The organism is Streptomyces sp. ICC4, from assembly GCF_003287915.1.
Taxonomy (GTDB): domain Bacteria; phylum Actinomycetota; class Actinomycetes; order Streptomycetales; family Streptomycetaceae; genus Streptomyces; species Streptomyces tritrimontium.
The window spans coordinates 3609080-3620942 of sequence record NZ_CP030286.1 but is presented as its reverse complement, the minus strand read 5'-3'; the positions used below and the strand labels follow the sequence as shown (position 1 = coordinate 3620942).

The following is an 11863-nucleotide window of genomic DNA, read 5'->3' as shown; positions in this document are numbered from 1 at the left end:
GGGGCCGGCCCGTTCCACTCCCTGTTCCCTCGATAAAGAATGTGACATATTACTGCCGTGCCCAAGAGAACCTCCCCGGACGTCGTGATCATCGGCGCGGGCGTCGTCGGCGCCGCGTGCGCGTACTACGCGGCGCGCGCCGGACTGCACGTGGCCGTCGTCGACCGCGGCCCGGTCGCGGGCGGTACGACCGGCGCCGGCGAGGGCAACCTGCTCGTCTCCGACAAGGAGGCGGGCCCGGAGCTGGACCTCGCCCTGCTGTCGGCACGCCTGTGGCGCGAACTGGCGCCCGAGCTCCCCGAGGAGATCGAGTACGAGGCCAAGGGCGGTCTGGTCGTCGCGGCCGACGGGGACACGGTGAAGGGGCTGCGGGGCTTCGCGCAAGGCCAGCGCGCCGCCGGGGTCGACGCGGTGGAGGTCGGGCCGGAGGAACTGCGCGAGCTGGAACCCCACCTGGCCCCGGGCCTGGCGGGCGGCTTCCACTACCCGCAGGACGCGCAGGTCCAGCCGGCCCAGGCGGCGGCCCGGCTGCTGGCGGCCTCGGGGGCGCGGACGTACCTCGGCGAGGAGGTGACGGACCTGCTGCTCGACCCCTCGGGATCGGTCCGGGGCGTCCGCACGGCCCGCCGGGACCTCTTGGCCCCGGCGGTGGTCAACGCCGCCGGGACCTGGGGCGGCGCGGTGGCCGCCCTGGCGGGAGCCTCGCTGCCGGTGCTGCCGCGCCGGGGGTTCGTCCTGGTCACGGAGCCGCTGCCGAGGGTGGTGCGGCACAAGGTCTACGCGGCGGACTACATCGCGGACGTGGCGAGCGGATCGGCGGCGCTGCAGTCATCGGCGGTCGTCGAAGGCACCCCGGCGGGCCCGGTGCTGATCGGGGCGACGCGCGAGCGGGTCGGCTTCGACCGCTCGCTGTCGACGGAAGCGCTGCGGCGGCTCGCGGCGCAGGCGGCGGCGCTGTTCCCGGTGCTGTCGTCCGTCAAGGTGCTCCGCACCTACCACGGCTTCCGCCCGTACCTGCCGGACCACCTCCCGGCGATCGGCCAGGACCCCCGGGTGCCGGGGCTGCTGCACGCGTGCGGCCACGAGGGGGCGGGCATCGGCCTGGCCCCGGCCACGGGCTCCCTGATCACGGCGGCCCTGACGGCCACGGCCCCGCCGCTGGACCCGACCCCCTTCGCCCCGTCCCGCTTCGACCCGGGCGATTCCGGGCCGGGCAAACTCAGCCCCGCCGGCGTTTGAGGCGCGGGGTCCGGGGCGGAGCCTCAGGACGGGTCCGGGCAGAGCCCGGGGAACCGAGCAACCGAGCACCGAGGAGAACGGAAGCGATGAGCGAAGCGACGAGGGGCCGGCGAAGGTCGCCCCGCGACCTGGTCGGCGGCACCCCCACGGCAACGTGGAGCCTCCGCTTCGACGGCCGCGAGCTGTCCGCGCAGGCCGGTCAGAGCATCGCCGCCGTCCTCTGGTCCGCCGGCATCCTCGCCTGGCGGACCACCCGGGAGACCGGCGCCCCGCGCGGAGCGTTCTGCGGGATCGGGAGCTGCTACGACTGCCTCGTCACCGTCAACGGCCGCCCGAACCAGCGGGCGTGCCTGGTGCCCGCCCGGCCCGGGGACCGCGTCACCACTCAGGAAGGAACGGGCCATGGCGACCTCGCCGTCTGACCGCGACGCGCGCCGCGCCGACACCGGACCCGACTCCGGACCCGGCACCGGCACCGCCCCCGCCGGGGCGGACGGCGGGCCGTGCGACCTCGCCGTCGTCGGCGCCGGCCCCGCCGGCCTCGCCGCCGCCGTCACGGCCGCCGGACTCGGGCTGCGCGTCACCCTCCTGGACGCGGGGGAACGCCCCGGCGGGCAGTACTACCGCCACCCGGCGCCCGCCCTCGGCGCGGCCCGCCCCGAAGCCCTGCACCACGGCTGGAGCGCCTTCGCCCCGCGCGAAGCCGCCCTGCGCGCCCACGAGGCGGCCGGGCGGATCACCCACCTCCCCTTCCACCACGTCTGGACCGTCGTCCCCGACGGGGCGGCGGCCCCCGGGTGGATCCTGCACGCCGTCGCCGGACCGGAGGAGGGCCCCGCGCGGGTGCGGGCCCGCGCCGTCCTGCTCGCCACCGGCGCGTACGAGCGCCAACTGCCCTTCCCCGGCTGGACCCTCCCCGGGGTCGTCGGAGCCGGCGGGGCCCAGGCCATGCTCAAGAGCGGGCTCGTGCTCCCGGGCAAGCGCGTCGTCGTCGCCGGGAGCGGGCCCCTGCTGCTCGCCGTGGCCGGCTCGCTCGGCGCCGCCGGGGCCCGCGTGCCCGCCGTGGTCGAAGCCGCCGCCTACACCGGCTACGCCGCCCACACCCCGGTCCTGCTGCGCAACCCCGCCAAGCTCGCCGAGGCGGCCACGTACGGCAGCGCCCTGCTCCGCCACGGCATCCGCTTCCTGACCCGGCACGCCGTCACCGAGGCCCACGGCACCGGCCGCGTCGAGGCCGTCACCGTGGCCCGCCTCGACCGCGACTGGCGCCCGGTGCCCGGCACGGGCCGCCGCATCCCGTGCGACGCCCTCGCGGTGGGCCACGGGCTCGTGCCCCAGCTGGAACTGGCGACCGGACTGGGCTGCGCCACGGCCACCGGCCCCGACGGGGCCGTCGCCCTGGAGCTCGACCCCGACGGCCGCACCTCCGTCCCCGGGATCTGGTCCGCCGGGGAGACCGGCGGCGTCGGCGGCGCCCAACTGGCCCTGGCCGAAGGGGAGATCGCCGCCCACGCCCTCGCCGGCCGACCCGTCCCGGCCCGGCTCGCCCGGACCCGTACGAGGCTGCGCGCCTTCGCCGCCGCGATGGCCGCCGCCCACCGCCCGGGGCCCGGCTGGACCGGCTGGCTGCGCGAGGACACCGACGTGTGCCGCTGCGAGGAGGTCCCGGCCGGCCGGATCCGGGAGGCCGTGCGGGACCTGGGGGCGCGGGACGCTCGTACGGTCAAACTGCTCACCCGGGCCGGGATGGGCTGGTGCCAGGGCCGGATGTGCGGTCCGGCCGTCGCGGCCCTGGCCGGACACGACCCCGCGCCCGACCGCAGACCGCTGTCCTGCCCGGTCCCGCTGGGCCACCTCGCGGAACTTCCTCCCGCGGACCACTGATTCGGGTGTGCCGCGAGTCTTGTGGCCACCTTGTACCCACTAGTAAAATGTCACACACCACTCTAGGGAGAGCTCACTCATGAACCACGCGCACACCCCCGCGCCCGCCGGTACCGACACCCGTACCCGCCCCTGGCACGGCATCATGGTCGCCACCGCGCTACCCCTGCGGGAAGACCTGAGCGTCGACTACGACGCGTACGCCGAGCACGTGGCCTGGCTGATCGCGAACGGCTGCGACGGCGTCGTCCCCAACGGCTCCCTCGGCGAGTACCAGACCCTGACCGACGAGGAGCGCGCCCGCGTCGTGCGCACCGCCGTCGAGGCCGCCGGCGACGGCGCCCGCGTCATGCCCGGCGTCGCCGCCTACGGCAGCGCCGAATCCCGCCGCTGGGCCGACCAGGCCGCCGAGGCCGGCGCCGGATCCGTCCTGCTGCTGCCCCCCAACGCCTTCCGGGCCAACGAGGACACCGTGCGCGCCCACTACGCCGAGGTCGCCCGCGCCGGGCTGCCCGTCGTCGCGTACAACAACCCCATAGACACCAAGGTGGACCTCGTCCCGTCCCTGCTCGCCCGGCTCCACGCCGACGGCTCCGTCGTCGCCGTCAAGGAGTTCAGCGGCGACGTGCGGCGCGCCTACGAGATCGCCGAACTCGCCCCGGGCCTGGACCTGCTCATCGGCGCCGACGACGTCCTGCTCGAACTCGCCCTGGCCGGCGCCGTCGGCTGGATCGCCGGCTACCCCAACGCCCTCCCGCAGTCCTGCGCCACCCTCTACCGGGCCGCCGTCGCCGGAGACCTCACCACGGCCCTGCCGCTCTACAAGTCCCTCCACTCGCTGCTGCGCTGGGACTCCAAGACCGAGTTCGTGCAGGCCATCAAGCTCTCCATGGACCTGGCCGGCCGCCCCGGCGGCGCCACCCGCCCGCCCCGCTTCCCGCTGACCGGCGAGATCGAGGCCGCCGTCCGCGCCGCCACCGAGAAGGCCCTCGCCGAGGGCCTCAACTGACCACGCCGAACCGCCAGCCAGGGGGGACCCCATGCGCACACGCCACATCTACCACGCGGTGGACTCGCACACCGAGGGCATGCCCACCCGGGTGATCACCGGAGGGGTCGGGGTGATCCCCGGCGCCACCATGGCCGCCAAACGGCTCCACTTCATCGAGCACCTGGACCACATCCGGACCCTGCTCATGTACGAGCCGCGCGGCCACTCCGCCATGAGCGGCGCCATCCTGCAGCCCCCGACCCGCCCCGACGCCGACTTCGGGGTCCTCTACATCGAGGTGTCGGGCCTGCTCCCGATGTGCGGGCACGGCACCATCGGCGTCGCCACCGTCCTGGTCGAGACCGGCATGGTGCCCGTCGTCGAGCCGGTCACCACCGTCCGGCTCGACACCCCGGCGGGCCTGGTGAGCGTGGACGTCCGCGTCGAGGACGGGGCGGCCACCGCCGTCACCCTCACCAACGTCCCGTCCTTCAGCGTCGGGCTCGACCTCAAGGCCGACGTCCCCGGCTACGGCACGGTCACCTACGACCTCGCCTACGGCGGGAACTTCTACGCCTTCGTCGAACTCGACGCCCTGGGCCTGCCCTTCGACCGGGAGCGCGGGGACGAGCTGCTCGCCGCCGGACTGGCCGTCATGGAGGCGGTCAACGCCTCCGCCGACCGGCCCGTCCACCCCGAGAACCCCTCCATCGCCGGGGTCAAGCACGTCTACCTCGCGGCCCCCGGCTCCGACGCCCGCCGCTCCCGGCACGCGATGGCCATCCATCCCGGCTGGTTCGACCGCTCGCCCTGCGGTACGGGGACCAGCGCGCGCATGGCGCAGCTGCACGCCCGGGGCCAGCTCGCGCTGGACACGGACTTCGCCAACGAGTCCTTCATCGGCACCGAGTTCACCGGCCGGCTGGTCGGCGAGACCACGGTGGGCGGACTGCCGGCCGTCGTGCCGACCGTCACCGGGCGGGCCTGGATCACCGGCACCGCCCAGTACTTCCTCGACCCGTCCGACCCCTTCCCGGGAGGGTTCCTGTTGTGACCACCACCGTTCGGACCGAGGACTACCACGCCGCCGGGGAGCCCTTCCGCATCGTCGACACCCGCGCGGCCGGCCTGCCGCCCGTGCCCGGGGACACGGTCGCCGAGCGGTGCGCCACCGCCATCGGACCGGGCGGATCCGGCACGGCGCCGCGCCGGAGCGCCCTGGACGACGTACGCCGGCTCCTGGTGCAGGAGCCGCGCGGGCACGCGGGGATGTACGGGGGCTTCGTGGTGCCGCCCGATGACGACGGGGCCCACTTCGGGGTGCTGTTCTGGCACAAGGACGGCTACTCCACCGCCTGCGGCCACGGCACCATGGCGCTCGGCGCCTGGGCCGTGGACACCGGCCGGGTCGCCGCCCCCGACGACGGGGACGTCCAGGTACGGATCGACGTGCCCTCGGGGCGGGTCTGCGCGACCGTGCACCGCGCGGCCGGCCGCACCACCGGGGTCACCTTCCGCAACGTCGCGGCGCGCACCAGCGCCCGCAAGGTGCCCGTCGCCACCACCCTGGGCATGGCCGAGGCCGACATCGCGCACGCCGGGGCCTGTTACGCCTCCGTCGCCGCGCGGGACCTCGGCCTGGAGGTGAGCCCGGCCGCGCTGCCCTCGCTCGTGCGGGCCGGGCAGGAGATCCGGGCGGCCCTGGCCACCCACCCCGGGACCTGGCACCCGGGCGGGCCGCTGCTCTCCGGGGTCTACGGGGTGATCCTGTACGAGGAGCTGCCCGACACCCCCTTCGGGCCGCACCAGCGCAACGTCACCGTCTTCGCCGACGGGCAGGTCGACCGCTCGCCCTGCGGCTCCGGCACCTCGGCGCGGCTCGCCCTGCTGGCCGAGGACGGGCGGCTGGGGGAGGGCGAGGACCTGCTCCACGAGTCGGTCGTGGGCACGGTGTTCACCGGCCGCGCCGCCGCGCGCACGGCGGACGGCCTGGTCACGGAGGTCACCGGCACGGCGTACCGCACGGGCGAGCACTTCTTCACCGTCGACCCGCGCGACGCGCTCGGCACCGGCTTCCTCCTGTGATCCCCCAGCTGTCGGCCGCCGAGACGGCCGGCCTGCTCACCCCGGCCGCCGCCGCCGACGCGCTGGCCGGCGTCCTGCTGGCCGGGCTGGACCCGGAGACCTGCCCGCCGCGCAGCGCCCTGCCCGTGCCGGGCGGCGGGGAGCTGCTGCTGATGCCGGCCGCCACCGGTGCCTACGCGGGCGTGAAGATCGCCGGAGTGGCACCGGGGAACCCAGGGCTCGGCCTGCCCAGGATCACCGGGTCCTACCTCCTCCTGGACGGGCCCACGCTGCGCCCCCTCGCCCTGCTCGACGGGGCGGCGCTGACCACCCTGCGCACCCCGGCGGTCTCGGCGCTGGCGCTGCGCCACCTGCTCCCGGCCGGGCGGCCGCTGCGGATGCTGCTCTTCGGGTCGGGGCCGCAGGCGTACGGTCACCTCGAAGCGGTGCTGGCGCTGCGGCAGTTGGCGGAGGTGGTGGTCGTGGCCCGGGACCCGGCGGGCGCGCGGAAGCTGGCGGAGCACGCGCGGGGTCTGGGGGTCCCGGCCCGGCCGGGCGTGGCGGCCGAAGTCGCGGACGCCGACCTGGTGGTCTGCTGCACCACCTCCCGCGAACCGCTCTTCGACGGGCGGCTGATCGCGCCGGGCGCCACCGTGGTCGCGGTCGGCTCGCACGAGCCGGACGCCCGCGAGGTCGACACGGCGCTGGTGCGGCGGGCGGCCGTGTACGTGGAGTCGCGTGCGGCGGCGCTGCGCGAGGCGGGCGACCTGCTGGTGCCGGAGGCGGAAGGGGCTATCGGCGCCGGCCACATCAGCGGCACCCTGGCGGATCTGGTGGCCGGCCGGATGCCGGGGGCGGGGACGGCAAGTTGTCCCCAGCTCTTCAAGAGTGTGGGCATGGCCTGGGAAGATCTCGCTGTGGCGGTCGCACTGTTCGAGGCCGCCGGGAGCGGTGTCCACTGAGGAGCAAGCGCAACGTGACATTGTACGCTGTTCCTCCGCACGCCAGTGGTGTGAGCGGTCTCGGAGGAAATGCAATGGGTGACCTGAAGCAGCACAGCCTCATCAAGGCTCAGGAACGGCTCCGCGACCAGGTCGGCCATGCGCTCCGGGCAGCCCTGATAGCGGGTGAGCTGCGCCCGGGGAGCGTCTACTCCGCCCCCGGCCTCGCGGCCGAACTCGGCGTCTCGGCCACCCCGGTGCGCGAGGCCATGCTCGACCTGGCCCGTGAAGGCCTGGTCGAGCCCGTCCGCAACAAGGGCTTCCGGATCACGGAGGTCAGCGAGCGCGATCTGGACCAGTACACCGAACTGCGCACGATGATCGAGGTCCCGACCATCGGCCGGATCACCAAGATCGCGACGCCGGAGCAGCTGGAGGCGCTGCGCCCCGTCGCCGAGGAGATCGTCACCAGCGCCCGCGAGCACAACCTCATCGGGTACCTGGAGGCCGACCGCCGCTTCCATCTGAGCCTGCTGGCCCTCTCGGGCAACGACCGCCTGGTCGAAACGGTCGGCGACCTGCGCAAGCGCTCCCGGCTGTACGGCCTGACGGGCCTGGACGAGGCCGGGAAGCTGGTCTCCTCGGCCGAGGAGCACATCGAGCTCCTCGACCTGATGCTCACCGGCGACGCGGAGGCGGCCGAAGCCTGCATGACCCGCCACCTCGGCCACGTCCGCTCGCTGTGGGCCCAGGGCCGCGACGAACCGGTGGGCCGCATCCCGGGCGGCCTGGGCTCGGGCCTCTAGTGCTGTGACCGGAAGGGTTCACCGGGGCCCGGCGCCCGGCACGGCACCTCGCCGCGTTGTCGGACCACACCGGTACGTCCAGTACGAGGCGTGGTCCTCCGCCCGGGGGCCCCTCCCGGCGGTAGCTGGGGGAGATGCACCGCACCGGACACCGCGACCCGGCAAACCTTCCCGGCCACAGCACTAGGAACGGCCCGGGTAGCCCCGGCCCCGGCCACCGGCCGGCCCGGGTCACCCCTGCGGGGTCGCGTCCGCCTCGATGTGGACGACCTCGCAGCGGTAACCGTGGCTCTCGAACAGGGCCCGGTAGCGCTCCCCGGTGGTCCCGCTCAGGACACCGTGGTCGACCACGACCGGTTCCCGGTCCTCCAGGAGCTGCTCCAGCTCGCACCACAACTCCCGCTGCACGTCCGCCCGCAGCCGGTCGTGCTCGTCCGTGCCCTCCGCGACCGGCTCGCCCGCCAGCCGGTCTCGGACGTCCTCGTCCAGGGACAACCGGAAGTAGCCGCGGCCCGCGAGATCCCGCGCGCGGGCGTCCCGGCCCGACGCGGACGGCCCGCACAGCAGAACGGCGCTCCCGCGCTCGGCGGCGTCGTCACGGGCGACCAGGTCGAGCACCGCGCGCATGGCCTCCACCGGCAGGTCGGGAGAGGTGGCGGCGGACACGGCGACGGACTCCGAGTCGTCGCCGAGCAGGCGCAGCAGCGTGCCCGGCGCCGTCCGGGAATCCTCGGCGACGGCCCGCCGGACGGTGTCGTCCTCGTCCGCCGCCAGCCGCTCCAGCAGCGCGGCGGGCAAGTCGGGGTCACGCAGCGCGAGTACGCGCATGCGGGCGTCGGGGTCGGAGGCGAACCGGCGGAGCGCCTCGGGCGGGAACGGGAAGTAGTCCGCGGGCCGGCACCGGAACTTCGACGGGACGTGGCGCCGTTCGAGGTCCTCGGCGGTGGCGAGATCGACGCCGGGCGTCCGCTCCAGGGCGATCGTGCGGATCGCAGGATCCTCGTCGCCGAGCATCCCGCGCACCAGCCCGGCCGGCAGCAACTCGCTGCGGGCCGCCGCGCGCCGCAGCCCGGGGTGGGGGGAGGCGGCGTACGGGACGGGGTCGGCCTCGATCCAGGGGTAGGAGTCCGCCTCCAGGAAGACGAGGGCGATCTCGCAGAAGACGTCGTCCTCCTCCGCGTTCGCCCAGTCCTCCGCCCGCCCGGCTCCGGCGGTCAGCCAGGCGTGGATCTCGTCCCGGAGCTCCGCCGGGGTGTCCGCGCGGACGAAGACCCTTCCCCGCACGTGGGGGCTCACGTCCCGGGCCAGAGCGTTCCGTACCCGTGACGGCAGTGCCGGGTGGACGGCCAGCTCCGCGCGCACGTCCTCGTCGGGGTCGGCGGCCAGGGCGGCCGCCGTGTCCGCGTCCAGGTCGAGGAAGCGTACGACGGCCCTGCGCGTGACCGGGTCGGCCAGCAGCGCCGCGTGCAGATCGCGGGGCGGCCGGTGCTTGCACGCGGCCGCCCGCACCTTCGGGTCGGTGTCCGTCAGCAGCCCCCGCAGGAGCCCGTCCGGCAGCTCAGCCCCGCGCGAGGCGACCGCCGTTCGTACCCCGGGGTCCCCGTCGGCGGCCAGCACGGCGAGGAGCCCTGCCGGGAGGTCCGGGTGCTTCGCGAGGGCGGCCCGTACCGCCGCGTCGGAGTCGGCGGCGAACACGGCCTGCCGCCCGGCGGAAACGTGCTCCTGGCCCGCACGCACCGCCCGCACCTCCGGGTCCGGATCTGCCGCCAGCCGCGCGGCGAACTCCGGCGGCAGCACCTCGGCGTGCGCGAGCGCCTCGGCCGCGCCGCAGGCAAGGAACGCCTCGCACAGCTCGGGGCCGGGAGCGAACCCCTTGCGGAGCGCCAGCCGGAGCGGTGCCATGCCGTAGGGCAGCATCCGCGCCGCCAGTTCCCCGGGCAGCGCGGTGTTCCGTGCGAGTCCTTGCAGTACCGCCGGGAGGTGGCCGAGCCCGGTCAGCCGTATCGGATCCATGGCGGCAGCATAGGAGGGCGCATAGGAGGGCGTGTAGGAGGGCGGTCCAACAGCCAACCGCCCGGCCGGATTTGGACACGGCTGGATAACGGCGGCTCCAACCCCTTGTCAGTACAATTTCACATTACTATGTTACCGGTCACATCATAGAGCGCGGCCCTTCACTGGAGTGACCATGACCAAGCGCACCCAACTCGCCCTCGCCACCACTCTGGTGGCCGCACTCGCACTCGGTGCCTCCGGCTGCTCCGACCCCAAGAAGGGCTCCGCCGGGGCGGGTGCCTCCAACCCCGCCTCCGCCAACGACGGGAAGATCCTCGGCGGGACCCCCGTGAAGGGCGGCACTCTCACCGTCCTGTCCAACCAGGACTTCGCCCACCTCGACCCCGCCCGCAACTGGGTCATGCCGACGATGGACTTCGGCACCCGCCTCCTCTACCGCACCCTCGTCACCTTCAAGGCCGAGCCCGGCAAGGGCGGCAGCGAGCTCGTCCCCGACCTCGCCACCGACCTCGGCACCTCCTCCAACGGCGGCCGCACCTGGACCTTCACCCTGAAGGAGGGCGTGAAGTACGAGGACGGATCGCCCATCAAGGCGCAGGACATCAAGTACAACGTCGAGCGCTCCTTCGCCCCCGACCTCACCGGCGGCCCCGACTACGCGGCCCAGTACCTGGCCGGCACCGAGGGCTACAAGGGCCCGCTCCAGGGCAAGCACCTCGACTCCGTCAAGACCCCCGACGACCGCACGATCGTCTTCGAACTGAAGCGGCCCGTCGCCGAGTTCTCCGCGACCGCGACCCTGCCGACCTTCGCTCCGGTCCCCGAGGCCCAGGAGAAGGGCACGCAGTACGACGCCCGCCCGTTCTCCTCCGGCCCGTACAAGATCGAGTCGTACGACCGCGACAAGAAGCTCGTCCTGGTCCGCAACGAGCACTGGGACGCCAAGACCGACACCGTCCGCAAGGCCTACCCGGACAAGTTCGTCGTCGTGATGGGCCTCAAGGGCGGCCAGATCGACGACCGGATCATCGCCGGCGAGGGCGCCGACGCCTCCGCCGTCCAGTGGTCCGACATGCGGCCCGAGAGCGCCCCCAAGGTGCTGCCCAAGCCGGAGGTCAAGTCCCGGCTGCTGGCCGAGTCGCAGGGCTGTACCGAGATGCTCCAGATGAACAACTCCCGCGCCCCCTTCGACGACCCCAAGGTCCGCGAGGCCATGCAGTACGCCCTCGACAAGGAGGCCGTGGTCACCGCCGGCGGCGGCCCGGCCCTCAACGAGATCGCCACCGCCTACTTGCCCCCGGCCCTCTCCGGCGGCAAGCAGGCCGACACCCTCAAGGTTCCCCCGGCCGGCGACCCGGCCAAGGCCAAGGAGCTCCTGAAGGCCGCCGGCAAGGAGACCCTGAAGGTCTCCCTCGCCGTCTCCACCGGCGACAAGGGCAAGGCGGAGGCCGTCCAGCAGGGCCTGGCCCGCGCGGGCGTCGAGATCGTCATCGACACCGTCGACCCGGGCGCGTACTACGACGTCATCGGCGACACCACCACCGCGCCCGACCTCGTGCTCAGCGGCTGGTGCCCCGACTACCCCTCCGGGTCCACCTTCCTGCCCTTCGTCTTCGACGGCCGCACCATCAAGGTCAAGGGCAACTCGGGCAACTACTCGCAGTTCAAGGACGACGCGACGATCAAGCGGATCGACGAGATCAACGCCATGGCCGACGCCAAGCAGGCCAACCAGGCCTGGATCGACCTCGACGCCGAGATCATGAAGAAGTCCCCGGCCGTCCCCGTCCTGCTGGAGCGCAAGCCGCTGCTCGTCGGCACCAACATCGCCGGGGCCTACGGCCACCCCGTCTGGGTCGGCCAGCTCGACTACGCCACCATCGGCCTCAAGGACCCCGCCAAGAGCCAGAGCCAGGGCTGAC

Annotated in this window: 10 protein-coding genes; 9 read left to right on the top strand and 1 reads right to left on the bottom strand. The window is 74.4% G+C overall.

Annotated elements, in window-relative coordinates; translation table 11 throughout:
- Nucleotides 1-57: 57 nt before the first annotated feature.
- The 8 genes from DRB89_RS16855 to DRB89_RS16820 all read left to right on the top strand — a co-directional run bounded on the left by DRB89_RS16855 (nt 58) and on the right by DRB89_RS16820 (nt 7925).
- Nucleotides 58-1239 (top strand): FAD-binding oxidoreductase, encoded by a 1182-nt coding sequence (locus DRB89_RS16855; protein ID WP_112448636.1) that lies wholly within the window; start codon nt 58-60, stop codon nt 1237-1239.
- An 86-nt stretch (nt 1240-1325) separates the two neighbouring features.
- A complete protein-coding gene (locus DRB89_RS16850) occupies nt 1326-1661 on the top strand; it encodes a (2Fe-2S)-binding protein (protein ID WP_204357711.1) in 336 nt (111 codons plus the stop codon).
- Nucleotides 1642-3123: an NAD(P)/FAD-dependent oxidoreductase gene (locus DRB89_RS16845; protein WP_112448635.1), complete on the top strand. Its 1482-nt coding sequence runs from the start codon at nt 1642-1644 to the stop codon at nt 3121-3123. Before DRB89_RS16850 ends, DRB89_RS16845 begins: the two co-directional genes overlap by 20 nt.
- Before the next feature lie 79 nt (nt 3124-3202).
- Complete coding sequence (locus tag DRB89_RS16840; RefSeq protein ID WP_112448634.1) at nt 3203-4132, top strand: dihydrodipicolinate synthase family protein; 930 nt, start codon at nt 3203-3205, stop codon at nt 4130-4132.
- Between the two features lie 31 nt (nt 4133-4163).
- Complete coding sequence (locus DRB89_RS16835) at nt 4164-5168, top strand: proline racemase family protein (RefSeq protein ID WP_112448633.1); 1005 nt, start codon at nt 4164-4166, stop codon at nt 5166-5168.
- A complete protein-coding gene (locus DRB89_RS16830; protein WP_239516190.1) occupies nt 5165-6199 on the top strand; it encodes a proline racemase family protein in 1035 nt (344 codons plus the stop codon). The genes DRB89_RS16835 and DRB89_RS16830 overlap by 4 nt, the downstream gene beginning before the upstream one ends.
- On the top strand, nt 6196-7140 hold the full coding sequence (locus DRB89_RS16825; RefSeq protein WP_239516189.1) for an ornithine cyclodeaminase family protein: 945 nt from the start codon (nt 6196-6198) through the stop codon (nt 7138-7140). The genes DRB89_RS16830 and DRB89_RS16825 overlap by 4 nt, the downstream gene beginning before the upstream one ends.
- Nucleotides 7141-7214: 74 nt before the next feature.
- Complete coding sequence (locus DRB89_RS16820) at nt 7215-7925, top strand: GntR family transcriptional regulator (RefSeq protein WP_112448632.1); 711 nt, start codon at nt 7215-7217, stop codon at nt 7923-7925.
- Between the two features lie 231 nt (nt 7926-8156).
- Here DRB89_RS16820 and DRB89_RS16815 read toward each other — a convergent pair whose 3' ends face one another.
- Nucleotides 8157-9938, bottom strand: a complete 1782-nt coding sequence (locus DRB89_RS16815) for an AAA family ATPase (RefSeq protein ID WP_112448631.1) — start codon at nt 9936-9938, stop codon at nt 8157-8159.
- A gap of 175 nt (nt 9939-10113) precedes the next feature.
- Between DRB89_RS16815 and DRB89_RS16810 the strand changes: the two genes are divergently transcribed.
- On the top strand, nt 10114-11862 hold the full coding sequence (locus DRB89_RS16810; protein ID WP_112448630.1) for an ABC transporter substrate-binding protein: 1749 nt from the start codon (nt 10114-10116) through the stop codon (nt 11860-11862).
- Nucleotide 11863 lies beyond the last annotated feature (1 nt).